The organism is Pedobacter namyangjuensis (assembly GCF_003313325.1).
GTDB classification, from domain to species: domain Bacteria; phylum Bacteroidota; class Bacteroidia; order Sphingobacteriales; family Sphingobacteriaceae; genus Pedobacter; species Pedobacter namyangjuensis.
In genome coordinates this window covers 410,350-436,887 of the sequence record NZ_QMHQ01000003.1, presented here as the reverse complement: position 1 = coordinate 436,887, position 26,538 = coordinate 410,350, and the positions used below count along the sequence as shown (strand labels likewise).

20 protein-coding genes are annotated in these 26,538 nt (G+C 37.5%); 9 read left to right on the top strand and 11 right to left on the bottom strand.

Annotated features, from left to right (window positions below; genetic code table 11):
• Positions 1 to 66 precede the first annotated feature (66 nt).
• The 3 genes from DUT69_RS13710 (at position 67) to DUT69_RS13700 (ending at position 4,054) form a co-directional block, all read left to right on the top strand.
• Positions 67 to 1,422, top strand: coding sequence for a Gfo/Idh/MocA family protein (locus DUT69_RS13710; RefSeq protein WP_113653815.1), 1,356 nt, complete (start codon positions 67 to 69; stop codon positions 1,420 to 1,422).
• A 74-nt stretch (positions 1,423 to 1,496) separates the two neighbouring features.
• A complete protein-coding gene (locus tag DUT69_RS13705; RefSeq protein WP_113653814.1) occupies positions 1,497 to 2,867 on the top strand; it encodes a 3-keto-disaccharide hydrolase in 1,371 nt (456 codons plus the stop codon).
• A complete protein-coding gene (locus tag DUT69_RS13700; protein ID WP_113653813.1) occupies positions 2,867 to 4,054 on the top strand; it encodes a Gfo/Idh/MocA family protein in 1,188 nt (395 codons plus the stop codon). Before DUT69_RS13705 ends, DUT69_RS13700 begins: the two co-directional genes overlap by 1 nt.
• Positions 4,055 to 4,160: 106 nt before the next feature.
• Here the strand turns inward: DUT69_RS13700 and DUT69_RS13695 are convergent, their stop codons facing one another.
• Positions 4,161 to 4,619 (bottom strand): type I restriction enzyme HsdR N-terminal domain-containing protein, encoded by a 459-nt coding sequence (locus DUT69_RS13695; protein ID WP_113653812.1) that lies wholly within the window; start codon positions 4,617 to 4,619, stop codon positions 4,161 to 4,163.
• A gap of 395 nt (positions 4,620 to 5,014) precedes the next feature.
• On the opposite strand from DUT69_RS13695, the gene holA reads away from it, so the two are divergent.
• From holA to DUT69_RS13670, 5 genes are all read left to right on the top strand, one after another.
• Positions 5,015 to 6,040 carry a DNA polymerase III subunit delta gene (gene holA, locus DUT69_RS13690; protein WP_113653811.1) on the top strand — a complete coding sequence of 342 codons (1,026 nt, stop codon included), beginning with the start codon at positions 5,015 to 5,017 and terminating at the stop codon, positions 6,038 to 6,040.
• Positions 6,041 to 6,157: 117 nt separating this feature from the next.
• Entirely contained in the window at positions 6,158 to 8,719 is a 2,562-nt protein-coding gene (locus tag DUT69_RS13685; protein ID WP_113653810.1) for a zinc-dependent metalloprotease, read from the top strand.
• A gap of 97 nt (positions 8,720 to 8,816) precedes the next feature.
• Positions 8,817 to 9,224 carry an EVE domain-containing protein gene (locus DUT69_RS13680; RefSeq protein WP_113653809.1) on the top strand — a complete coding sequence of 136 codons (408 nt, stop codon included), beginning with the start codon at positions 8,817 to 8,819 and terminating at the stop codon, positions 9,222 to 9,224.
• Positions 9,224 to 9,730 carry a hypothetical protein gene (locus DUT69_RS13675; RefSeq protein ID WP_113653808.1) on the top strand — a complete coding sequence of 169 codons (507 nt, stop codon included), beginning with the start codon at positions 9,224 to 9,226 and terminating at the stop codon, positions 9,728 to 9,730. Before DUT69_RS13680 ends, DUT69_RS13675 begins: the two co-directional genes overlap by 1 nt.
• 47 nt (positions 9,731 to 9,777) lie before the next feature.
• Positions 9,778 to 10,326, top strand: coding sequence for a hypothetical protein (locus DUT69_RS13670; protein ID WP_113653807.1), 549 nt, complete (start codon positions 9,778 to 9,780; stop codon positions 10,324 to 10,326).
• Positions 10,327 to 10,332: 6 nt separating this feature from the next.
• Here DUT69_RS13670 and DUT69_RS13665 read toward each other — a convergent pair whose 3' ends face one another.
• The gene (locus DUT69_RS13665; protein ID WP_113653806.1) at positions 10,333 to 10,857 is read right to left on the bottom strand and encodes an acyl-CoA thioesterase; all 525 of its coding nucleotides are present in this window, start codon (positions 10,855 to 10,857) and stop codon (positions 10,333 to 10,335) included.
• A 242-nt stretch (positions 10,858 to 11,099) separates the two neighbouring features.
• On the opposite strand from DUT69_RS13665, the gene DUT69_RS13660 reads away from it, so the two are divergent.
• Positions 11,100 to 16,958 carry an alpha-2-macroglobulin family protein gene (locus DUT69_RS13660; RefSeq protein ID WP_113653805.1) on the top strand — a complete coding sequence of 1,953 codons (5,859 nt, stop codon included), beginning with the start codon at positions 11,100 to 11,102 and terminating at the stop codon, positions 16,956 to 16,958.
• Positions 16,959 to 17,233: 275 nt separating this feature from the next.
• Here DUT69_RS13660 and DUT69_RS13655 read toward each other — a convergent pair whose 3' ends face one another.
• The 9 genes from DUT69_RS13655 to hisD form a co-directional block, all read right to left on the bottom strand.
• The gene (locus DUT69_RS13655) at positions 17,234 to 17,887 is read right to left on the bottom strand and encodes a YceH family protein (RefSeq protein WP_113653804.1); all 654 of its coding nucleotides are present in this window, start codon (positions 17,885 to 17,887) and stop codon (positions 17,234 to 17,236) included.
• Between the two features lie 36 nt (positions 17,888 to 17,923).
• Complete coding sequence (locus DUT69_RS13650) at positions 17,924 to 18,820, bottom strand: WD40 repeat domain-containing protein (protein ID WP_113653803.1); 897 nt, start codon at positions 18,818 to 18,820, stop codon at positions 17,924 to 17,926.
• A 579-nt stretch (positions 18,821 to 19,399) separates the two neighbouring features.
• Positions 19,400 to 19,987 carry a bifunctional phosphoribosyl-AMP cyclohydrolase/phosphoribosyl-ATP diphosphatase HisIE gene (gene hisIE / locus DUT69_RS13640; protein WP_113654187.1) on the bottom strand — a complete coding sequence of 196 codons (588 nt, stop codon included), beginning with the start codon at positions 19,985 to 19,987 and terminating at the stop codon, positions 19,400 to 19,402.
• Positions 19,988 to 20,098: 111 nt separating this feature from the next.
• A complete protein-coding gene (hisF, locus tag DUT69_RS13635) occupies positions 20,099 to 20,854 on the bottom strand; it encodes an imidazole glycerol phosphate synthase subunit HisF (protein ID WP_113653801.1) in 756 nt (251 codons plus the stop codon).
• Positions 20,855 to 21,154: 300 nt separating this feature from the next.
• On the bottom strand, positions 21,155 to 21,904 hold the full coding sequence (gene hisA / locus DUT69_RS13625; RefSeq protein WP_113653799.1) for a 1-(5-phosphoribosyl)-5-[(5-phosphoribosylamino)methylideneamino]imidazole-4-carboxamide isomerase: 750 nt from the start codon (positions 21,902 to 21,904) through the stop codon (positions 21,155 to 21,157).
• 1 nt (position 21,905) lies between these two features.
• Positions 21,906 to 22,544, bottom strand: coding sequence for an imidazole glycerol phosphate synthase subunit HisH (hisH, locus tag DUT69_RS13620; protein ID WP_113653798.1), 639 nt, complete (start codon positions 22,542 to 22,544; stop codon positions 21,906 to 21,908).
• Positions 22,545 to 22,934: 390 nt separating this feature from the next.
• A complete protein-coding gene (gene hisB, locus DUT69_RS13615; RefSeq protein WP_113653797.1) occupies positions 22,935 to 24,068 on the bottom strand; it encodes a bifunctional histidinol-phosphatase/imidazoleglycerol-phosphate dehydratase HisB in 1,134 nt (377 codons plus the stop codon).
• The gene (gene hisC, locus DUT69_RS13610; RefSeq protein WP_113653796.1) at positions 24,068 to 25,108 is read right to left on the bottom strand and encodes a histidinol-phosphate transaminase; all 1,041 of its coding nucleotides are present in this window, start codon (positions 25,106 to 25,108) and stop codon (positions 24,068 to 24,070) included. Before hisC ends, hisB begins: the two co-directional genes overlap by 1 nt.
• Before the next feature lie 109 nt (positions 25,109 to 25,217).
• Positions 25,218 to 26,501: a histidinol dehydrogenase gene (hisD, locus tag DUT69_RS13605; protein ID WP_113653795.1), complete on the bottom strand. Its 1,284-nt coding sequence runs from the start codon at positions 26,499 to 26,501 to the stop codon at positions 25,218 to 25,220.
• Between the last annotated feature and the right edge of the window lie 37 nt (positions 26,502 to 26,538).

Sequence of the window (26,538 nt, the reverse complement as noted above, 5' to 3'; positions counted from 1 at the left end):
TTGGTAAGTGTTAAATCGTTTAACCAAAAACCAAATATCTTTTTAGTATATTAATTGTAGCGTTTAATGGAAAACAGCAGACGAACATTTATGAAGCAGTCGGCATTGCTGGCAGCAGCAACATACGCCGGCACATTGGGTGTTAGCGCAAAAAGCTACAAACGTATAATAGGCGCCAACGACCGGGTAAATGTTGGTATTGTTGGGTTTTCGGATCGTTTTAAGGAAACGCTTTTGCCCTGTTTCCAAAATCATAACAAAGAACTTAATTTCGATATTGTCGGTCTGTCGGATCTTTGGAATTACCGAAGGGATTTGGGCATAGGCCACCTGAAACAGAAACTCGGCGTAGATGCAAAAGCTTGCCGAAACAACGACGAGCTTTACGCCATGAAAGATTTGGATGCGGTGATTATAAGCACAGCTGATTTTCAGCATGCCTTGCACACTATAGAAGCGGTTAAAGCTGGTTGCGATGCGTATGTAGAAAAACCTTTTGCAGAAACTATGGACGATGCGAAGGCAGCTTTAAAAGCGGTTAAAGAAAGTAAAAAGATAGTTCAAATCGGTTCTCAACGACGCAGTGGCGAAAATTATAGCACTGCGGCAAAATATATACAAGACGGTAAGTTCGGTGCAATAACGGCGGTAGATTTAGTTTGGAATGTAAATCAGCCTGGCCGTTGGCGTCGACCGGCATTAGTTGCAAAGCTGAAACAAGAAGATGTTGATTGGAAAAGATTTCTCTTGAACAGGCCGTTTGAAGAATGGGATCCTAGAAAATATTTAGAGTATAGATTGTTTTGGCCGTATTCTTCGGGTATGCCTGGCCAATGGATGTCGCACCAAATAGATACCGTACACTGGTTTACTAAACTGAGTCATCCGCGTAGCGTAGTTGCTAACGGCGGAATTTATACTTGGAAAGATGGTCGTAAGAATTGGGATTCTATGGTGGCGGTTTTTGATTATGGCCAACCGAATACCTCTGATGGATTCCAAGTTACATTTACCTCTCGTATGCAAAATAGCGTAGGTGATGTGGGCGAAGTTTACTATTCAAACGGAGGTGAACTAAATCTAATCACTAATAAAGTTTCGCCAAAAGGCGGATTAGATGAAAAAACCGCTGCTGCAATGGGCCTTAAAGCCAATTTGTTAACTCCATTTGATTTATCTACGAAGGAAATTAAAACCGCTACGGGCGCAAGCATGGGTGGCGATACTTTAACATCAGCACACATGCGCAATTGGATGGAATGCGTAAGAAGCAGAAATACACCAAATGCACCGGTAGAAGCTGGCTATTCTCACTCTGTGGCAAATATAATGACCAACGCAGCCGTGCGTACAGGTGCAAAAGCAACTTTTGATGAGAAAAGACAAGAAGTTATTGCAAACGGAAAAGTATTCAAATATTAGTGTTTAATTTCTTCATTTAAAGTTTTCGTCAATCAGATTGAAGAATCTATCTAAAAAATAACATAAAGAAATATATGTTCAATCCCTTTAAAAAAATAAGCCTTTTATCTCTTTTAGCTATTGGCGCCATTACTGCAAACGCCCAAAAAACAACACCATTATTTGATGGTAAAACCTTAAATGGTTGGAAAAAAGTTGCTGGTACAGCACCTTACGTAGTCGAAGATAATATGATTGTCGGCACGATGATGAAAGGAACCCCTAATTCATTTTTAATTACCGAGAAAGAGTACGGAGATTTTATTTTAGAACTAGATGTGAAGTTGGAGGGAGCAGATAGCAATACGGGTGTGCAAACCAGAAGCCATTATGATCCTAATGGTAATAAAGGCAAGGGCTTGGTTTTTGGCAGGCAAATGGAAATTGATCCTACAAAAAGAGCGTGGACTGGAGGAATTTATGACGAGGCGAGAAGACTGTGGTTGTATCCACTAGAACTAAATCCAACGGCTAAAACAGCGTATAAGCAAGAAGAATTTAACCATTTTAGAATAGAGTGTATTGGCAATGAAATGAAAACCTGGGTTAACGGAATTCCGGTGGCCTATGTAATTGATACTTTGGATAAATCGGGAGTAATTGGCTTGCAAGTTCACTCAATTGGAGATAATAGCACAAACGAAGGCAAAAAAGTTTATTTCAAAAATATCAATATCCAAACTGAAAACCTAAAGTCAAAACCTTTTCCAAAAGATTTCTACTTAGTTAATCTTACTGCAAACGAATTATCGAAACCAGAACTGGCAAATGGTTATAAATTACTGTTTGATGGTAAAACAAACAATGGTTGGGTTGGCGCCTATAAATCCGTTTTCCCTGCAAAAGGTTGGGTTATAAATGATGGACTGTTAAGTGTTTTGCCCTCAGACGGAGGCGAGTCTACCAATGGTGGCGATATTGTAACCAAAGAACAATTTAGTGCCTTCGATTTATCGTTCGAATTTAAACTAACCGAAGGCGCAAATAGTGGCGTCAAATATTTCGTAACCTTATCAGAAAATAACAAAGGCTCTGCCATCGGTTTAGAATATCAAGTATTAGACGACGAAAAACACCCTGATGCCAAGCTAGGCAAAGACGGCAATAGAACTTTAGCATCATTATATGATTTAATGACAGCAGATAAGAAATTAGGGAGTAAAAGAGGAATTGGCGTTTGGAACAGGGGAAGAGTAGTGGTTTACCCAGACAACAGGGTTGAACATTATTTAAACGGAATAAAGGTGTTGGAATATGTTCGTGGATCTGAAGCTTTTAAAACCTTGGTTGCGGGTAGTAAATATAAAGATTGGCAGAATTTTGGTCAAGCTAAACAAGGGCATATCCTTTTGCAGGATCATGGTGATAAAGTAAGTTTTAGAAGCATCAAAATCAAAAAGTTGTAATGCACCGCAGATCGTTTTTTAAAAAATCAGCTTTGCTTGGAACCGGCATCTTAATGGCTGATCATCTTTATGCCGGCCTATCGTTAAAACCCTTAAATGTTGCTATGGTTGGCTGTGGCGATAGGGGAAAGGGTGTGCTTTCTGTAATCAAGCAAATGCCGACTAAATTTAACGTTGTTGCTTATTGCGATGTGTTGGATTTTAGACTGGCAGAAACAAAAAAGTATGTGCCGACCTCGGCTGTAGCGTATAAAGATTACCGAAAAATTTTAGACGACAAATCTATAGAAACAGTTTTTATTGCCACACCATTAAACGAACATTTTGGTATTGCAAAAGATGCTATAGAATCTGGCAAACATGTTTACGTAGAAAAAACAATGACCTACAACATAAAAGAGGCCTTGGCTTTACGTAAATTAATCAACCAGCATCCAAAACAAATCTTTCAAGTGGGTTACCAATATCGCTACTCGCCTTTGTATTTTAAGGTTAAAGAAATGATTCAAAGCGGTTATTTGGGCAAAGTTTCTCAAGTAGATTGCCGTTGGGACAGGAACTGGGATTGGCGTAGGCCAGTTGCCGACAAAACTTTAGAGCGTAAAATAAATTGGCGCATGTACAAAGAATATTCTGGCGGATTACCTGCAGAATTGCTATCGCACCAAATTGATTTTATTAACTGGGCTTTTGAAACACAACCAGATGAAATTGTTGCAACAGGAGGCGTAGATGTTTTTAAAGATGGAAGGGAAACGTTTGATAACGTACAAGCAATTTTACGCTATAACAAAGCCGGAATGATTGGCAATTACGGTGCAACTTGTGGAAATGCTCACGACGGCTATTTGTTTAAAATAAAAGGCACCAAAGGTTCGGTGTCTTTACTTACCAACACTGGCGTGTTTTATCCAGAAGCCGAAACTGCAAAAGAATTAGGAATTGTAGATGGGGTAACCGGCGCCACAAAAATTGTTATTAATACAGATGGAGGCATCCCAATTTTGGATAAACCAACCAAAGACGGCACCACTTACGCTTTAGATGAATTCCATAATTCAATTTTAACCGGAAAAATGCCCGTGTCCAATATCAATACGGGTACACAAGCTTCCATTTGCGTAGCAATGATAAATGAGGCATCTTACACGGGTAATAAACAGCTTTGGAAACAGGAATATGCTTAGTAAAGGTTGAAGTGTTATTTCTACGGCTAAAAAAAAAAATTAAAATTTAATGTTAAACTAAGTACATCTAATTAAAGGTAAAGTCGTTTCTACAAACTCAAAATTTTTATAGCTCCTTATAGCTCGGCAATTCTTCAACGAACAGAAACTTTCCGTTTGCGTGGTCTATTTTTGCGTAATAATGGTTTAAGCCATTAGTAACCACTAGCCAGCCCGTTTTATAAACAGAATTGTAGCGTGCAGCTTGGTCGAAGGTTGCTTGCGTAATAGCTACAGAAGGTGCTTTGCATTCAATCACCATTATTTTTTCGCCCAGCTTGTTATAAACCAAAATATCACTTCGTTTTCTGGTTTGGTTAAGGCTTAATCCGCCTTCAATTTGTAGTAAGGCAGAAGGAAAGCCCCTTTCGTCTATCAAAAAACGGATAAAATGCTGTCGCACCCATTCTTCTGGCGTTAACACCAACCGCTTTTTCCTAATCTCGTCAAAAATAAAAACCAGTCCATCTTTTTGGGTAATTTTAAACGGATAGTTAGGAAGGTTAAGTGGTGTTGGATTAAACATGGATTTTAAGGCGTGCTAACGTCAACTAATTGCGATTAATTTTGGCAAAGATACTTTTTAAAGGCTAATTTTTAGCAGCGCAAAACCTGTAGTTCTTCTTAAAAAGCCGTCCCGCCAATGCTACAATCCCCGAGAAAAATCGGGGTATTTCCGCTAATGTCGGGGCTATTTACATTGCTGCCTGCCTGTGGCTTGGTTTTACTTGTACTGACGTTAATTTTTAAACCCGATAGAGCGAATTAGCCCGGAGTGTAGCATAGCGAAACGAGGACTATAAGCGATAGCGGGACTGCAATTGGCGATACGCTGGTACATTCGTTTTCAAATAAAAAACCAGCGCTCAAATCTAACATCTCGACACAGCAAATGTAATTTAAATTGTATTTTTGCTATTGATGAGCGCCACAGAAATAATAAAAGATTTAAAAGCCAGAAAATTTAAGCCCCTTTACCTTTTACAGGGCGAAGAGCCCTATTTTATAGATCAAGTTGTTGATTACATTGAGCATCACGTTTTAAACGATGGGGAAAAAGGCTTTAATCAAACTGTTTTGTACGGTAAGGATACGGATATGGCCACCATTTTAACTGCCGCAAAACGATATCCAATGATGTCCGAATATCAGGTGATTATTGTAAAGGAGGCGCAAGATTTAAAATGGCCCAAAGATGGCGAGGGAAGTGGAAAAGAGGCGGAAGTGGTGCTAAATTATTTCGAAAAGCCGTTGCCAAGCACCATTTTAGTGTTTGCTTATAAATATGCTACTTTTGATAAACGCAAGAAAATATATAAAACGATAAGTAAAAGCGGAACAATTTTCCAATCAGATTTGGTTAGGGATTACAAGCTGGCACCGTGGATAGAAGAATTTATAAAGGAAAAAGGTTATAAAATTGCACCTCAGGCAGTGGCACTTATGGCCGAGTATTTAGGTACGGATTTATCTAAAATTGCGAATGAAGTTGAAAAACTTTGCTTAAACATTAGCAAAGACACAACCATACAAACCGATCATATACAGAAAAATATAGGTATTAGTAAAGAGTACAATGTTTTCGAGTTGCAAAAAGCACTAGCCACCAGAAACGTGCTAAAGTGCAACCAGATTATAAATTACTTTGCCGCTAATCCAAAAGCTAACCCAATGGTGATGATAATGGCAAATTTGAACGGCTATTTTACTAAGATTTTAAAGTACCATTACTTGCCAAATAAAAACGATGCAGCTAAAGAACTGGGCGTTAGTCCGTATTTTATTAAAGACTATGAAGTTGCAGCTAGAACCTTTAATGATGCCAAGACGTTTCAAATTATAAGTTTATTAAGAGAGTACGATTTAAAAAGTAAAGGTTTGGATAGTACCGGCAATGTAAGCGATGGCGAATTGATGAAAGAAATGGTGTTTAAAATGATTCATTAAATAAAGCATTAAATTTCTGTGTTTTATGGTTATTGTAACTATAAAGTTATGGTTATTAACGTTTTCTAACCTAGCATACCCGCTATCTTTACCAATCAATAACTAACCGAAAATTTCATGAAAAAAAACTTACTAACCATTTTAATGGTGGCTGGTGTTGTTGCTGTGGCCGATGCGCAAGTTAGACCAACTGGTGGCGCTGCTACAGATTCGACCCGACGTGCACCAGGTGCTGCTTTAGGCTCTGGAGTTGCTGCGCAACCGAAACCTTACGCTACCGTAATTACCAATAAGGCAGTTACCCGAAAAGGGATGATTACTAGCCATAAAATTGAGGACAAATATTTTTTCGAAATCGCTGATACGACTTTAGGTCGCGATATATTGGTTGTAAACCGTATTTCTAAATCAGGCGCTGATGTACGTGCTGCGCAAGGTTATGCTGGCGATCAGATTGGAAGTTCTGTTATTCGTTTCGAAAAAGGACCGAACGACAGAATTTTCATGCGTAAAGTTAGTTTCAGAACTTATAGCGCAGATAGTACGGCATCGATGTACCAATCGCTACAAAATTCAAACATCCAAGCTATTGCCGCATCTTTTAACGTTGCAGCTTATGGTCCGGATAAAAAATCTAGCGTGATCGACGTAACTGCTTATTTAAACAGCGATAATGAGATTTTCTATTTCAGCTCGCCTGCGGCTAAAACTAGGTTTAGACTAGGAACGCAACAGGCAGATCGCAGTTACATTTTGGGTGTACGTAGTTTTCCAACTAACGTAGAAATTAACGTAGTTAAAACTTATAGTTTATCTGCAGCAAGTGCTGGCGGTATGGGCGGCGGTGCTCCAGCAATGGGCGGTGGCGCATCATCTGGTTCTGCAACTATCGAGTTAAACTCATCTTTAGTTATTTTGCCTAAAGTGCCTATGACACCTCGTTATTTCGATCCGCGTGTAGGTTACTTTGCAGTTGGTTATACCGATTTCGACTTAAACCCACAAGGTGTTAAAGATTTACAATTAGTAAAAAGATGGCGCTTAGAACCAAAACCACAAGATGTAGCTAAATACAAAAGAGGCGAGTTGGTAGAACCACAAAAGCCGATTGTTTTTTATATAGATCCGGCAACGCCGAAAAAATGGGTACCTTATTTAATTGCTGGTGTTAACGATTGGCAGAAAGCGTTTGAAAAAGCTGGATTTAAAAATGCCGTTATTGGTAAAATGGCCCCAACAAAAGCACAAGATTCTACTTGGACTTTAGATGATGCTCGCCATTCGGCTATCGTTTATAAACCATCAGAAATTGCAAATGCCAGCGGACCAAGTATTTCAGATCCACGTAGTGGAGAGATTATGGAAAGCCACATTAACTGGTTCCATAATGTGCAGAAATTGGTGCACGATTGGTACATGATACAAACTGCAGCAGTTGATCCTCGTGCTCGTAAAATGACATTCAGCGATGAATTAATGGGCGATTTGATTCGTTTCGTATCTTCTCACGAAGTTGGTCATACCTTAGGTTTACGCCACAATTACGGTTCAAGCTCTACAGTTCCGGTAGAAAATTTACGTAATAAAAAATGGGTTGAAGAAAATGGGCACACACCATCTATTATGGATTATGCTCGTTTCAACTATGTTGCTCAACCAGAAGATAAAATCTCTTCGAAAGGTTTGTATCCTCGTATCGGCGACTATGATAAATGGGCTATCGAATGGGGTTATAAATATTTCCCAGATAGTAAAGGTGTAGCTGCAGAAATGAAAGTGTTGGATAAACTAACCACAGAGGCTGCTAAAAATCCTCGTTTATGGTTTGGTACAGAAACCAATTCTGATGATCCTCGTTCTCAAAACGAAGATTTGAGCGATAACGCCATGAAAGCGAGTGAATATGGTATTAAAAACTTAAAGGTTATACTAAACAGCTTACCAGAGTGGACAAAAGAAACTGGCGAAGGTTATGATAATTTATCGGTAATGTACGGTCAATTAACTACGCAGTTTGGTAGATATATGGGGCACGTGGCTAAAAACGTTGGTGGTATTTACGAAACGCCTAAAACTGTAGACCAAGCTGGTTTAATTTACGAACGTACGCCTGCCGCTAAGCAAAAAGAAGCAATGAATTTCTTGAATGCTCAATTATTTACTACGCCAAAATGGATTGTTCCGCAAACTGTTTTAGATAATATCGATCAAAATCCGTTAGAAGTAGTTTCTAGATTACAGGGAACTACGCTTTCTCGTTTGTTAAGTAATACAACATTGAGCAAACTGGTAGCTGCAGAAGCAACTGATGGTGCATCGGCTTATAAAATAACCGACTTTTTTACAGATATGAATAGCGCTGTTTTCGGTGAGCTTAAATCTAACACAGCAACAGATGTTTATCGTCGTAACTTGCAAAAAGCTTACGTAGAGAAATTAATCGCTATTGTAAAACCAGCACCAGCTCCTAGCGCAATTAATGCAATACTAGTAGGTAGAGGTGGCGTAAGTAGCGGTTTATCTGCTTCTCAAAGTGATGTTTTGTCTGTTGTAAAAGGTCAGTTAAGAGATTTGGATGGTACTTTAAAAGGTGCTGCAAATTCTCAGGCAGATTCGTTAACCAAATATCACTTGTTAGATCTTGCTGATCGTATTGAAAGTGCGTTGAGCAATAAATAACATTAATCAATATAATTAAAGCGCTCCAAAAGGGCGTTTTTTTTATGCCTAAATATTTATGTTAAAACTGTAAATTTGAAATCAAATAAATACACAAATGAAACATTGGTTAGTAAAATCAGAGCCTTTTAAATATAGCTGGGACAAATTTAACGAAGATGGACGTACTTTTTGGGATGGTGTGCGCAATTATCAAGCTCGCAACAACCTAAGAGAAATGCAAGAAGGCGATTTGGTTTTATTTTATCACAGCAACGAAGGTAAACATGTAGTTGGTGTAGCCAAAGTTGTTAAAGAAGCTTATCAAGATCCTACAACTGATGATAAAAATTGGGTGGTTGTAGATCTAGTACCGGTGCAAGCTTTAGATAATCCGGTTACCTTAGAGCAAATCAAAGCCGAAGAAAGTTTAAAGGATATTTCATTAGTTAGACAAGGCCGATTATCGGTTATGCCACTAAAGGCAACCGAGTTCGATAAGATTCTGGAAATGGGAACTAAATAATGAAACTTGTAATCGCTCTTCTTTTCTTCTCAACATTCGGTCTTTTCGCTAAAGCGCAAAATGGCGTTTACGAAATTAAAGTCGTCTCCAAAAAATACGCTACGGTGCGAGGTTTCCTTAAAAAAGTTTCGCCAGAAGGAATTGGGATAGAAGATTACAAAGGCAAGTATGTTATTTTTCGCCCTGCGGAAATTGAACGACTGAAAATAAGAAAGCGTGGCTTAACCATTGGCGAAGGAACTTTAAAAGGCGGTGGCGCTGGTTTAGTAGCTGGAGCCGCTATCTGGAGTTTAGATGAAGAGGGTAGGGCTTTTGAAGAAATGGCCATTATTACAGGAGCACTAGCCGGCTCGGGAGCAGTAATTGGTACGATAGCCGGTATAGTTTCAGATATCAAGAACACCAAAATGATAATTAAAGTAGCGAGTGATGAAGTTAAGTTCAGAACAGTTTATAAAAAGCTAGAACCTTATGTAAATACCGCTTACGTTGAGCATGTAAACTAATAGTTTTACGGAGTATTATCGATTTCATATCTTTTAAAGAATTTTAAATGAGAGTTATATTAATTATTGTTATACTAATATTTTCGAATAATATTATATATGCTCAAAATGTAAAACCATATTTGGCAATTGTAAAAACTGCAAATTCAAGGCAGAAAGGCATATTGCAAAAAGTAGACTCTACTAAAATTTTATTAAGAGCAGATACAGGTTTTGTAAGTATTAATGTGCAAGACGTAACCGCAATTAAAATTAGGGAGGTAAAAAAGCGATTTAAAGGCAAAAATTATGCATCTTATGATTGGGACACCTCAGAATTCAATCAAATACGTGATGGAAAACGCTTTAATAAATGGGGAGCAGAAGAACCAGATTTTAAAGATCAGGTAACAATGTCGGTATTTGGCGAGTTTTTTAACGGTATAATAAACTTTATTGCACTTCCAATTCACGCTATAAATCCAGCGATAGCAAATTATAGGTTTACGCCAACTTCTTCAAAAGCAGATCAGGAGAGTTTAAGTTATTTTTCAATAAACTACCAGCTAAATCCTAAAAATAGATTAGCGTTAAAAAAAGTTAGTACTAATAAATAGAAGAAATTAAACTGCGGGAAAAAACAACGCTTTAAGTTCGCTTGCGTCATTTGGTAGCATTTTACCGCCCAAAATTAAACGTAATTGCCTGCGGCGTAAAGCACCGTCAAAAAGTTCAATTTCTTCTTCTGTTTCAGGTTTTAAGGCCGGAACCGGAATTGTCCCTCCTTTTTGGTCTACTGCTACAAAAGTATAGTAAGCTTCGTTAGATTTTGCTCTTGTGCCAGACGGGATGTTTTCTGCCCAAACATCCAAGCGAACTTCTACAGAACTGTTAAAAGAGCGTGTAACCTTTGCCTCAATTGTAATAACATCACCAAGTTTAATAGGTTGTTTAAAAGAAACATTGTCAACCGATGCCGTTACTACAATATTATTGCAGTGTTTTTGTGCAGAAATTGCTGCCGCGATATCCATCCAATGTAAAAGTCTTCCACCCATTAAATTGTTTAGCGTATTGGTGTCGTTGGGCAACACTAACTCGTTCATTATAGTAAAAGATTCTTTTGGGTTTTTAACTTTAATACTCATAGCAATGGCGAAATTAATCAAAAAACAGCGTTAATCTAATTTTTTAATTTTAGATCGTTGCTATTGTAGGCCTAAAGGTTTAAGATTGCAAATAGTAAGGCAAAATAACCAAATCCCAGTAAATCTTAATCAAATAATAGATACCATTAAGCATATCATTTAAAACAAATATATTTGAGCATCACCTCTATTAGTTTATGGATTACGGATGAAAAAAACATCAGTTAATAAATTAATTGCTTATGAAATTACGCTTACTTTTCCTTTCCCTATTCTTTACTTTTAGTGCCTTTGCCCAAAATAAACTGTCTAAAAGCAAACAAGCCAGTAGCATAACGTTTGCTTATAAAATAACTGATAAAGAGGTTGTTAGCTTACTCAAAGACAATAAGGTTAACAATGATTTCTATCATACGTTAGTTAGTTCAGACTATTATCGCGATTACAAAAAAAGCGATTTACCTTACGGAAATTACCTGATGGTAAGTGCTAGCGGAGGTAATATCAATACAAGTTTGTTAAGCGAAAACAACGTTTTATTACAGTTTATTAATAACGAGAATGATTTTCAGTTTTACGTAACAGATATTAAAGGCAATTTAATTACCAATGCATTCGTAGAAATTGATGGCAAAAAAAAGGCAATTTACGATGCAGAAGCAAAATTGTATAGGAGCAAGCATAGTAAGGAAAATGGCAAGCCGAAAGAAGAAGGTATTATAAAAGTGGTGCATGAAGGTGTAAGTAATTTTTTTGAATACGATGTTGACGATGATAATTACTATGATGATGACAGGGAAGATTGGTCGTTCTTTAAAAAAGTAGCCTACTCTTTTCCCATCAAATATTTTTGGCGACCATTTAAAACCATTTTTAAAAAGAAAAGCAGTAACAAATCTTTGTATGCGGGCTATATGGTTTTTAACAAGCCGATGTACAAACCAAACGACACGGTAAAATTCAAATCTTTTATCATTAATGCCAAAGGCGGAAACCTAAAAAACAAATCAGCAGAAGTAATTTTGCAGATTGATGGCACTAGAAAGAACTTAGCTACAATAAATCCTTATAAGAATGGAGGTTACGAATATAGTTTCGTGCTTGCAGATAGTTTAAACTTAAAACTTGATAGGAATTATGGAATTAGTTTGGAAGAAAAATCTAAAAAGCCGAAGAAAGCATTTCGCATCAGTAACAACTTCCGTTATGAAGATTATGAACTGAAATCGATTGATTTTGTGCTTCGAACTGATCGGAATGAGCAGACAAAAGACAGTTTAATTACCGTTTATTTTAAAGCGACAGATGAAAACGAATTGGCAGTTCCTGATGGTAGGGTAGAACTCACGCTGACCACTAGTCATGTAAATTATTATGCAGATAAAAAAGTTTTCGTACCTGATACACTTTGGCAAAAGAACATTACGTTAGAGCCTGTTGGTGAGACCAAACTTGTTCTACCAGCAGATATTTTTCCAAGAGCTAACCTTAATTTTGACATTAGTGCCAAATTTTTGAACAGCAATAACGAAGTGAGAACGGCATCGAAATCTTTAACTTACAACGATTGGAAGAGCACAAAAAAAGCTGTTAAACCTGTCGAGATAAAGTCTGAATTTAGAAAGGATAGTTTGGCTATCACTTATTTGGTAAACAATAAAAGTGAAAGTCAGCAGGCCAAAATGACGAGTTTTACCGAAGATGATGTAGTGATCAATTCGCAAAACATTACTTTGCCTTATGTTACTAAAATTGATTACCGAGCAGAATATTATGAGATAGAAACGCCGAAAGATACTGCTACCATCGACATCACAAAACTAAAACCTGAACTGCAAATTAACGCCCTGCAAAATAAAGACAGTTTGCGTGTAGTGGTCATCAATGAGCATAAAGTGCCTTTTTGGTATACCATTTTTGCCGAAAACAAAGTTATTTTAAGAGGTTACACCAATCAACTTGATACATTGATTAAAAATGATAGCCGAAAAGCTAGTCACATACGCATTAATTATTTTTGGGATGGAGATGAAGAAACCAGCGAAGTTAGTGCATTCTATAACCCTTACCAATTAAACTTAAAACTGATTGCGCCAGATATGGTTTACCCTGGCCAAAAAGTAAATATGTTGGTGCAGGTTACAGATTTAAACCATAAACCCGTAGCCGAAACGGATGTTACTGCACAAGCCTTTACCTCAAAATTTACAGACGTTCCGGATGTGAGGTTACCTTATTTGGGTCGAAAATATCTAGCGCATAAAACCAACAAAATTAAAATAGAGGCCGATGAAGCTTACGGTAGCGTGAGCACAAAGTTAGATCAACTCACCTGGACCAAATGGAGCAAAAGTTTAGGCTTAGATACGATAGAATATTACAAGTTTACACACCCAAATCCAATTTATCATACCACAGAAACTACAAACGATACCACCACGCAGGTTGCCCCATTTGTGGTTCTTGATGGCGCAATTTTGCCTGTCACTATAGTCTATATCGATAATGTACCGGTGTATTTTAGCAAGGCACAGCAATTGCAACGTTATTCTTTTGTTGTAAAGCCAGGTATTCACCAATTTAAAATACGCACAGCTGATAAATTAATAACGGTTAGTCACAACATCACAGCTGGTAAAAAAACCATTTTAAGCATTCTGGCAGATACTATAAATAAACTGGTAACGGTAAACAAGCCTACAACGCTTACTACAGAAGAAAGCCAGCAATTGGATCATTACATGATAAGAGTTGCCAATCATTCTGATCTTAATAAAATTACTGTATCTGCCCTAAATTCTGATACTCGTTTATTGATAAATCCCAACAATCGTATTGAGAAAGAGCTTTTAGTTGGCCCGATACGAGAAAACCTATTGATTTTTGATAATGAAAAATGGCGTCAGAATTTTACAAAAGAAGCAGGATATACCTATACTTTTGAGCCGGGTTTAATCAAGCAAAAATCAAACAAAACAACCTATGCCTTTAATACCAAACTAAATGGAGGTGCCGATAACGGAAATACCAACTTCGCCAACGAGTACGCCTTAAAAAAGAAAGAAATTGATAAAATTTGGTTAGATTTTATGGATTTGCGCAGTCGTACTACACAGCTTTTGGATATCGATTATGTAGGGTTAAAATCTACCGGAAAATTGAGGTATGATATTGATACTGCTTTTACCAATCATATTCCATACATCAAAAACATTATTGCTTTTAAACCTAATCAGGCAAATTTTTTGCGCATTTACAAGGGCGATATCAATACAGATATTTACGAAAGCGGAAAATATAAATTGATGTTTTTGTTGAAGGATAACAGCTATTTTATTACCGATAGCATAAACGTAAAACCAAACGGCGCAAATTATTACAAATGGAGCAGTTTCAAGATCTCAGAAGCGGATGTATTTAGCCAGAAACTGGATAGTATGATTAAGTCTGTTCCGAGTTATGGCCTTCAGCCTATTTCAGAAAAACACCAGCAATTTTTTAACAGCCACTTATTCGATAAAAGTGAGTTGAAAAACAAAGTGCAGGGAAGAATTTTATCAAGCCAAACCAAAAAGCCGTTGCAAGGGATTGTGGTAAGAGTTGTTGGCTTAGATCTGCAAACCATCAGCGATGCTAAAGGATTATTCAGTTTTAAAACACCAGAAAAGGGAGGTGTAAAGATATCTGCAAGAAGATTTTATGATAAAGTATTTGATATAGTAAATGGTTCCGTTGGAGATATTCTAATAGATACAATTGACAATAATTTAAAAGAAGTTGAAGTAGTAGGATATGGTACAGTGAAAAAACAAAATATGACTGCAAGCGCAACAATGTCTGTCAATAATGAATTAAGCTATGCATTAGCAGGTTCAGCACCAGGACTGTTACTTGAAGAAGTTGTAATGTTAAGAGGTTCGTCAACGCTATCTGCCAACAAAAAACCTTTAATTATTTTAGATGGCGTACCTTTTGATGGCGATATCAGCAGTTTAGATAAGGATTTGGTAAAAGATGTTACCGTTTTAAAAGATGCCAGTGCTACAGCTATTTACGGTTCGCAAGCAGTTAATGGGGTAATTATCGTAAAAAGTAAAAAAGGCAATTTGGCAAGCAATCTAGTCGGAGAAGCAGTTGCACAACAACAAACAATGCGCACAAACTTTAACGATGAAGGCTTTTGGCAACCTAAATTAACTACAGACGAAAATGGTGTGGCTAAGTTTACGGTAAAATTTCCAGATGATATTACGAAGTGGAAAACACGTGTAATGGCAATGAATGGCAATAAGCAAACCGGTTACACAGAAGGAACTATCAAATCATTTAAGTCATTAAGTGCTAATTTCGTATCACCACTTTTTGCTACTGTTGGCGATAGTATTAATGTTTTAGGTAAGTTAATGAACTACACTCCGATGGAGGAAACGGGCATTCGTAAGTTCTCGTACAATGGTAAAGAACTTCGAAACTCCACCGTGAAATTTAAAAATTCATTAATTGATACTTTGGGGATTGTGGTAAAATCAAAAGATAGCTTGAATTTTGAATATACCTTGGCGCAAGAAAACGGCTACTTCGACGGCGAGCGTAGAAAAATACCGGTTTTTGAAGCGGGCGTGAAAGAAACCAAAGGCTATTTTTCTGCTTTGCTAAGAGATACAACAATAAACTATGCCTTTGATAAAAACTTAGGCAAAATAAAGCTCAGGGCAGAAGCTTCAGTTTTTCCGACTTTGTTGGATGAGATGACCAAACTGCGCAATTACGAGTATTTGTGTAACGAGCAATTGGCGTCTAAATTGAAATCGCTGTTGCTAGAGAAACGAGTACGTAAATACTTAGATCAAAAGTTTAACCACGAAAAAGACATTACTTTCATCCTTAAAAAACTGCAACAGAACAGAAAACCACAAGGAACCTGGGGTTGGTGGCAAAATACCGAGGAGCAAATGTGGATTAGCTTGCACGTAGTTGAAGCGCTATTGCAAGCTGAAAAAGAAGGTTATGCAGTCGACTTAAACAAACCGTTATTACAACGCTATTTAGTTGATAAATTAACAGATGGACCCAATTATAACGATATACAAGTAATTAAACTATTGCACTTGCTGGATGGCAAAAATTACATTAAAGATTGGGTTTTGGCATTTGAAGAAAAGGAAAAGAAACGCGATGCAGGCCTTTCAGCAGAGGTTTTAGCGTTGAAACAGAGAGAAATCAAAGTATCTACCTTTAGCTTGTTAGAAATGATCGAATTGAAGCAAATGGCAGGTTTAAAAATAGATTTAAGTGTGTTAACCAAGCTTAAAAAACAAACCATGTTTGGTAGTATTTATTGGGGAGAGGAGAGCATTCGTTTTTGGGATAATAGTATTCACAATACATTATTAGCTTATAGAATTTTAAAAAATGCCGGCGGTTACGAAAAGGAATTGGAGAAGATAGCACTTTACTTTTTAGAGCAACGTAAAGATGGGCAATGGCGAAATACCTATGAAGCATCATTAATTTTAGAGACTATTCTGCCTGCTTTTATTTCTACGAACGATAAAAGAGAACCCGCATCCATTAAAGTAAATGAGCAGGTAATCACTCAGTTTCCTTTCGATAGCGTAATCGCAAATCCCACTGATTTAATGGTAGAGAAGAAAGGCAAATCAGCAGTTTACTTTACGGCTTATCAGCAATTTCAAAATACAAAACCTAAAAAGGTAGAAAAAGATTTTAAGGTTACTTCTAGTATTTTGCAAAATGGAGAAATAGTAACCAAGCTAAAAGCGGGAACCCTGGCGAAATTAAAGGTGGAGGTTGAAGTAAAGGCAGATGCCGATTATGTGATGATCGAAATCCCTATCCCGGCTGGTTGCAGTTATGAGAATAAAATCCAGAATTTTTGGGGAGTTGAAACACACCGCGAATATTTTAAAAATAAAACTTCCATCTTTTGTACAAAACTAAAACAAGGTAAATACACTTTCGAAATAGATCTAATGCCAAGATATTCTGGTTCTTACATTTTAAATCCTGCAAAAGCAGAAATGATGTATTTCCCGGTTTTTTATGGTAGAGAAGGAATGAAAAAGGTCAATATAAATTAATTAACCTATCACTTTAATTATTTCGTGATTGCGAGGACGAAGCAATCTTATTGTGCAGATTGCTCTGTCCTTACCATGACTGTTATGGAAAAGATAATGTTGGTTCAGGTAGGTTTTGGCAACACAGCCTTCTGTAACTAAACCCGATAGAGCCAAATAGCCCGGAGTGAGGTACGAACGAGGACTATAGGCGATAGCGGGACCGAAGCTTACTAAAGCGAAGAGGAACGAACATTTTCAGTAATAAATTATTAAAACCTAAAACGTACAAATCATTATCCCATCAATTCTTTCATCAACTTATCGAAATTTGTTTTAAGCTCGGCAAGTTCTTCTTCAACTTTGCTTAGACGCTCTTCTAACTCATTATTGTTTTTGGGGTTTTCCTCCGCTATGTATTCTTCTTCAAAAGTTTCAATATCACCTGCAAATAAGTGCATATAGCGTTGTTCTTTTTGACCAGGCTTGCGAGGCAATTGTTTGATAAAACCATGTTCATCGCTAGCCAATTTTTCTAAAACTTGTTGCACTTCTTCCAAAGTATCAAATTCGTATAGTCTACCAGAGTTGGTATTAATTTCTCCAGGCGTTTGTGGTCCGCGTAAAAAAAGCAAACACATTACTGCAACTTCCGACGGTAAAACCGGGAATACGATGGCAAAATTATGTTTGTACTTAATGTTTCTTATAGAACCGCCAGTTGCTGTAGAAATTAAGCCAGCTATTTTTAGCGAGTTTAGAGCGGCGATAATGGTAGATTCATCGTAGTTTACTACCGGTTTACGAGAAGTTTTCTGGTTACAAGCTGCGGCTAAACCATTTAAAGTCATTGGGTAATAATCTGGTGTGGTTTTGCTTTTTTCCATCAAAGCACCCAATACTCTAATTTGTGCAGCATCAAGCGTAGGTAAATTCTTAGGTGTGTCCATTTCGCTAAGATATATTAAAACGCCAGAAATAAAAAGCTAATCCAGCCCCCAAATTATTACCTTTTTATCGTCCCCTGTAGAAATTAGGTGTTTTCCTTCGTTGCTCCAGATTATTTTATTTACAGAATGGCTATGCCCAAACTCGCCTTTTTCTAAGCTTAGAATTTTGTAAAGCTTAAAGTTTTCAGCATCCCAAAGTTTAATGCTTTTGTCTTGGCTTGCCGTAGCAAAATAGGGTAGTGTTGGATGAAAGGCGATACCATAAATGCCAAACATGTGTGCCGGAATGGTTTGTGCTAGTTCATAGCTTGGTAAATTCCATATTTTCAACTGGGCATCTCGGCTTCCGGAAATCAAATATTTTCCGCTAGGATGATAAGCTAATGAAGTTACAGGTAAAGTATGACTATCTAGGTTTTGCTTAATGCTATAATCAGCCAGATTATAAATTTTTATTAAATGGTCTTTACATCCGAAAGCGATTTCAGTTTCATCAGGAGAGATAGCAATGGCTCTAACGGTATCGTAAGCTGCCTGAAACCGAAAGATTTCTGAAAAATCGCTGAGCGACCAAACGGCAACAGAACCATCTTCGCCAGTAGTTAAAAGTTCGTTTTTGCTTTTTACAACTTGAATATTGAAAATGGGCTTGGTATGGGCGTTAACTCTTGCAATTACCTTATCCTCTTTAACATCATATACGCTAAATGCTCCACTTCGCTCGCCAACAAAAAGTTGGTTATTGTAATAGTGGAGGTAATAAACAGAGCTTTGGACAGGCATTTTAACTTTCACAAAAGCCATGGTTTCCAGCGACCATTCTACAACTCCTTTATCGTTTCCGGCACTAAAAAAAGTATTATCATCATCTGAATTGGCTAAAGCATAAACAGGATTTTGATGACCAGAAAGGGTTTTTAGGTGTTTGAGCATGTGAGTTATTTAGTTTTGATAAGTTTGATTTAACAGCTTTTTGTTACTGCTGTAAGCCATAATGAATTGGGATATCGTTAGAACATCGAACAACAGTTTGACCAGAAATAAATTAATTGGAGGGCCAAGGTATATGCTGCTATTTGAAAGTATTTCGAACAAAAGTATAACGGTAAATATGGTAGAAATAATACTAAGAGAAACACTTATATAACCAACATAAAAGTGCCATTTGGCGAATTTCAAATTATTTTTAAGTAAATGATATAACGTAAGCCAATTGAAAAGAATTGATGGTGTAAGTAATGCCACATCAATATAATTTCTACCGCTTCTTAACATTACCAATAAAACAATTGCTAAAACAAGATTGAAATAGGAAATGTATTTAAGCATTTTGATGTTGATATTTTTAAGAACTTTATTTTCTGATGAAGTCGTCCACTGTCATTAAGTTAATAGTTAGTTATAACGTTGGCGGGGACGCCAACATAGGAATAGTCTACTGGTGGCAACCCTAACATCGCTTAACTTAATAATATTGAAGAGCAACTAGCCTTAAGCCTTTAACCCTCTACCTTATTTATGCCTACTTTCTAGTTTCTTAGCAATGTCTTTGATCGATAATCCTTTTTCCTTTAGCAAAAACGTTAAATGAAAAAGTAAATCTGCTGCTTCTCCAATTAGGTCTTCTTCAGTTTCTGCTAATGCCGCAATAACAGTTTCTACACCTTCTTCACCTACTTTTTGGGCGATTTTATTTAAACCCTTGCCACGCATTTTGTTGATATACGAACCTTCAACAGGATTTTCATATCGATCATTAATAATATTTTCTAACTCAAAAATAAAATTCTGGTTGTATTCTGTTTTAAAACAACTTCTGCTGCCTGTATGGCAAGTTGGTCCAACCGGATTTACCTTAATTAGCAAGGTGTCGTTATCGCAATCAATATCTATCGATTTTACAAAAAGGAAATTGCCACTTTCTTCGCCCTTGGTCCACAAACGGTTTTTAGAACGAGAAAAGAAAGTTACCTTGCCTTCAGCCTGTGTTTTCTCAAATGCTTCGGCGTTCATATAGCCCAACATTAAAACCTCTAAAGTTTGCTCATGTTGTATTACTACAGGAACCAAACCATCACCTTTATTAAAATCTATGTTCATTTTTTTATCTAGTTTCGTCATTGCTAGGAACGAGGCAATCTTAAAGCGATGGGTTTATTTGCCCGCTATAGTAGAAAGAATGCTTCATGCCTTATAATGAAGAATGTATTTTTATATCCTTACAGGAATTTCGTTCCTTTTCAATTCTTGTTTCAAATCAGGTATAAGAATTTCGCCATAATGAAAAACTGATGCCGCTAAAGCAGCATCTACATTAGCCTGTTGGAACACCTCGGTAAAATGTTGCATGCTACCTGCTCCACCCGAAGCAATAATCGGAATGTTAATCATTTGGTTCACCTTACTTAATAACCCACAATCAAAACCGGCTTTAGTGCCATCATGGTCCATAGAGGTTAGCAAGATTTCTCCAGCGCCTAAACTTTCAGCCTGCTTTATCCAATTTTCTGTTTCTAATTCGGTAATCAATCGGCCTCCGTTTAAATGAACCATGTTTTTACCATTAACGTGTTTCGTGTCTACAGCTAAAACTACAAACTGCACTCCAAACCTTTTGGCAAGTTCCTCTATTAAAATCGGATTTCTAACCGCTGCCGAATTGATGCTAATTTTATCAGCTCCAGCATTTAACAAAGCTTCGGCATCAGCAATTTCAGTTATTCCTCCACCAATGGTAAAAGGAATGTTTAATTGCCTAGCCACCGACTTAACCATTTCAATCATCGTTTTCCTACGTTCATGAGTGGCTGTAATGTCTAGAAAAACCAATTCGTCTGCACCTTGCTTAGCATATTGTGCGGCCAATTCTACCGGATCGCCAGCATCACGTAAATCAACAAAGTTTACACCTTTTACTGTGCGACCGTCTTTAACATCAAGGCAGGGGATTATTCTTTTGCTCAGCATTTGTTTGTGTTTTCGTCATTGCGAGGTACGAAGCAATCTTTCTCGCAAAATAGATTGCTTCGTGCCTCGCAATGACGATTGTGTTAGATTTTATTTTTTTTTCTAGATGCAATTGTTATTAAAACTAAAGCTATTATAAAGGTCGAGATGCAAAGAAGGAAGCTCCAGAGTCCACTAACTCCCATAAGCTTTGTATAATTCCCTTTATAAATAAACATGTGCATTCCCCAAAGAAACATTACAAAACTAATAGGTATCAATGTTAACCCGGTAATTAACAGCTTCTTTGATTTCATTCGGTTATATACTTGTCAAGGCTTTCAAATTCCAATCCTTTATCTCTTCAATAGAAATACGGTTTTCGTAAATAGCTTTTCCAACAACAACGCTTCTAATTGGATATTTGGCCAAGGCACGTATATCATCCATAGAGCTTACACCGCCAGAAGCAATCAATTTAATCATTGGCGAGTGTTCTAGCAATTTTTGGTAAAGCTCTATTGCAGCACCACCTAATTTTCCGTCTTTGCTAATATCCGTGCACAAAAACCTAAAAAACCCTAAGGCAAGGCATTTGTCAACGTAGTCCATTAGCTTAATGGGCGAACTTTCCATCCAACCCGAATACTTTATCACCTCGTCTAAAACATCGATGGCAATCACTATGCGGTTGGCGTAATCATCTTTTTTAGCAAAAGCCTTACTTAAGTCTGGCAAAAAATCAGGGTTGCTAATAGCTTGCGTGCCAACAATTACCCTGTGGATGCCTGCGTCGAGTAAGTTGTTAACCTGTTCTATCGTTCTTATTCCACCGCCGTACTGCACACGCATTTCGGTTTTTTTAATAATATCGAATAAGGTTTTTTGATTGCTGAAATCGCCTTTGGCACCGTTTAAATCAATAATATGAATAAAATCTGTGCCGTTAGAACGGTATCGCTCAATCATTTCTTCAATAGAAACTTCGTATTCTGTTTTTTGGTTGTAGTCGCCCTCGCGTAAGCGAACAACTTTTCCGTCTAAAATATCAATGGCTGGGATAATGTACATTTTATGAACTAAGTTTTGAGAAATTTTTCAATAAACGCTCGCCAGCTTCGCCAGATTTTTCTGGATGAAACTGTACGCCGTAAAAGTTATCTTTTTGTATAGCAGCCGAAAATTTGTTTCCATAAGTTACAGCTGCAATATCAAAAGTAGGGTTATATTCAATAAAATACGAATGCACAAAGTAAAATTGTGTCTCAGAATCAACATTTTCAAACAATAAATTGTTTTTCAAATCAACATTGTTCCAACCCATGTGCGGAATTTTCATTCCTAAATTTTTGTCAAATAATTTTGTTTTTAACGGAATGATGGCCAGTAGGTTAGCATCTCCTTCTTCAGAGTGGTCGGTTAAAAGTTGCATACCTACGCAAATTCCAAGAACCGGTTTTTTTAAAGCTCTAATAGCATCTACTAAGCCAGTTTGTTGCAGTTTTTCCATTGCAGCGCCAGCGTGTCCCACGCCAGGAATAATTATATGGCTAAACTTTTCGAAATCCGCTACCGTATCAATCATTCCGTAAGTTATGTTTTGCCTCTCTAAAGCTGCGGTTAACGAGAAAATGTTTCCTGCCCCGTAGTTTACAATGCCAACCCCTAAATCTCCTGAAGAGGACTTTTCTTTTGTTTTATTTTCTTCCATTTATCTTTAATTAGAAAATGATTGTCAGTTTTCCAAAGGTGCTGTAGTCCTGCTATTCGCTTTACTCCTCCCGATGAAAAATCGGGATCCGTGTTCGCTACTATCAGGTTTGTCTTACAAAGCCAGTTTTTCAAACAATAAACAACGTGTTAAAGTAGATTCTAACGATAATACTAATACGAAAGGGTTCTATTTTTTCAAAACCAAAACTTTCATATGATTAGCACACATTCCAATAACAGGTTTGTATGCTGTTTTGTTAATTTTCGTGTTCAAATCATATCTTTTCAGCATAAAGGTAAACGACTTTAGTTCTTTGTTCTTTAGTTATTTATCTTTGCTCCTTGCTCATTTATCTTTGCTCCTCGCACATTTATCCTTGCTCCCTATTTACAATAAGCCTTTCGTGCTTGGCAACACCATCTTTTCCGCATCACGTTTTAATGCAACTTTAATAGCTTTTGCAAATGCCTTAAAAATAGCTTCAATTTTATGGTGCTCATTTTCGCCTTCTGCTTTAATGTTCAAATTACACTTTGCAGCATCACTAAAAGATTTAAAAAAGTGGAAGAACATTTCCGTAGGCACGTCGCCAACTTTCTCACGCTTAAACTCAGCATCCCAAACAATCCAGTTTCTGCCGCCAAAATCTATTGCTACTTGGGCCAGGCAATCATCCATTGGTAAACAAAAACCATAACGCTCTATGCCTAATTTATTGCCTATCGCGGTGGCAAATGCTTCGCCTAGGGCAATTCCGGTATCCTCAATGGTATGATGTTCGTCTATGTGTAAATCCCCTTTGGTAAGGATGTCTAAATCCATTCCTCCATGTCTGGCAATTTGATCCAGCATATGGTCGAAGAAGTTTAAGCCCGTTTTTATACTTGCTTTTCCGGTTCCATCCAAATCCAGGTTTATGGTAATATCGGTCTCGTTAGTTTTACGAATGTGTGTTACTTTTCTAGCCCCAGCTCTTAAAAACGTATAAATATCTTCCCATTTCTGTGTCTCTAGTACAATTACTTCCGATAGCGTTTCGTACTTATCTAAGGCTTCTGTGCTGCCTAATGCATCGTTTTGGCGTAAGAAAATTGCTTTTGATCCTAAGTTTCTAGCTAAAATAACATCGTTTAATCTGTCGCCTATAACAAAAGAGTTTGCCAGATCATAATCACCTGTTAGATATTTGGTAAGCAATCCCGTTTGAGGTTTACGTGTGGGTGCGTTATCTTTTGCAAACGTTCTATCAATCATAATTTCGCTAAAAACCACGCCCTCATTTGCAAAGGTTTCGATCATGAAATTATGTATCGGCCAAAAATTTTCTTCAGGATTTGAAGGTGTTCCCAAGCCATCCTGATTAGTAACCATTACCAAATCAAAATCCAGCTCAGCTGCAATTTTAGAGAGATAATAAAGTGATCGAGGATAGAATTTTAGCTTTGCAAAGCTATCAACCTGCTCATCGTCTGGCTCAATATTTAGCGTGCCGTCTCGGTCTATAAATAATACTTTTTTCATTATAATTTCTCTAAAATGCTAATCAGTTCATCGTTTTCTGTCGGTGTGCCAACGGTTATTCTTAGGCATCCTTCGCAAAGCGAAACCTTTGAACGATCTCGTACAATAATGCCCTTATCAACCAAAAGGTTATAAATTGCAGAAGCATCGTCAACTTTCGCCAAGATAAAATTCGCGTCAGATGGGTAAACCTTTTGCGCAATTTTAAGATTAGCTAATGCTTTGCTTAACCTATCGCGTTCGCTAACCGTCACCTTTATCCAGTCGTTTACCTGTTTAATGTTTGCCAAAGCAGCTAGCGCTAAATCTTGGGTAGCTTGATTAATGTTGTAAGGAGGTTTAACCTTATTTAGGATGTCGATAACTGGTACCGATGAGAATGCCATTCCCAAACGCAATGCGGCCAATCCCCAAGCTTTTGAGAAAGTTTGCAGCACAACCAAGTTTGCATATTCTGTTAACTCCTGAATAAACGTTTTTTGGCGGGCGAAATTTATATAAGCTTCATCAATGATCACTAAGCCTTTAAAGTTGGCTAAGATCGTCTCTATATCGCTTCTATCGATCGAGTTTCCGGTAGGGTTGTTAGGCGAGCATATGAAAATCATTTTTGTGTTGCTATCTATGGTCTCGGCAATTTTCTCTAAATCGAGCTGAAAGTTAGGCAACAAATCTACTTTCCTTAACTCCACATCGTTAATGTTTGCAGAAACCTCGTACATGCCATAAGTAGGGGGGAGGACAATTACGTTATCCTTTCCTGGATTGCAAAAGGCCCTAAACAAAAGGTCAATCGCTTCGTCGCTTCCGTTGCCCAAAAATGTGTTTTCAATGGGCACGCCTTTTATCTTACTAATAGCATCTTTCAAATCCAATTGCAACGGATCTGGATAGCGGTTATAATTTGCTGGCAACGGCGAACCGAAACTATTCTCGTTGGCATCTAAAAAGACGCTTGCCTGCCCTTTGTATTCGTCCCTCGCGGTGGAGTATGGCTTAAGGGTTTTTATGTTTTCTCGTTGTAGGTCTTTAATGTCCATTTTTAATTTTTTAGATTAAGGATGAAGGAACAAATGATTAAATAATTTTGTATTTCAACTCCATTCCAGTCATTGTCCTTTAGTCCTTCATCATTTCTTTTATCCTAACTTAGTTATTCTTCAATCTTATGGTTACCGCATTCTTGTGTGCTTGCAGTCCTTCGGCAGTCGCCAAGATCTCTACTGTGTGGCCAATATTTTCTAAACCTTTGTTTGTTAAATGCTGAAACGTAATCTTCTTAAGGAAAGTATCAACTGAAACACCTGAAAATGCTTTGGCAAAGCTACTTGTGGGTAGCGTATGGTTAGTTCCAGACGCATAATCTCCAGCGCTTTCTGGAGTTAGATTGCCTAAGAACACCGATCCGGCATTGATAATCAAAGGAATAAGCGATTCAAAGTTTTCGGTTGCCAAAATTAGGTGCTCGGGGGCATAAATATTGCTAAAATCCATCGCCTGTTGGCTGTTTTCGGCATAAATAATATAAGAATTTGCTATTGCTTGCGTTGCAATTTCCTTTCTCGGCAATTCGCCTACCTGTTTTCCAACTTCCTTAATTGTTTCAGCTATAATTTCTCTTGAAGTAGAAACCAAAATCGACTGACTATCAGTTCCATGTTCTGCTTGTGCAAGTAAGTCTGCGGCAACAAATGACGGAATGGCAGTGTCGTCTGCGAACACTAATACCTCTGATGGGCCTGCGGGCATGTCAATTGCAGTGCTTGGTTGCAGCTGTTTTTTTGCTTCGGTTACATAGCGGTTTCCGGGACCAAAAATTTTATCAACTTTGGTTACGCTATCGGTTCCGTAGGCCATTGCAGCAACGGCTTGCGCACCACCAATAAGATATATCTTTTCGATACCTAGAAGCTGTGCAACATACGCAATGTAGGTGTTAACTTTTCCATCGCTTTGAGGCGGAGAGCATACGATGATCTCTTTGCAACCCGCTATTTTTGCCGGAATACCTAGCATTAAAAATGTACTTGGAAGCACAGCCGTGCCACCCGGTATATAAAGCCCTACTTTTTCAATAGCTCTTGCCTCCCGCCAGCAAGTTACACCGGGCATAGTCTCAATTTTCTCTTCTGCCTTAAGTTGAGCTTTGTGGAATTTATAGATGTTCTGATAAGCGATATCGATGGCGTTTTTTACCGGTTCCTCAATTTTTGAGGCAAGCTCTTTTAACGTTTTGCCATCAATAAAAAGCGAAGGCAACCGCACTTTGTCAAACCGTTCGGCAAATTCAAAAAGTGCTTTATCACCACTGGTTTTTACAGTAGAAATAATCTCTTTTACGCGTTCCGAGACTATGTTGTCGTCTTCGACCGCTCGAGCGCAAAGTTCCTCTATTTTTTGTGAAGATAAATCTTTATAGTCGTAGATTTTCAATTTGTTAAGTTTTTGATTTAACTAATAGTTAATATTG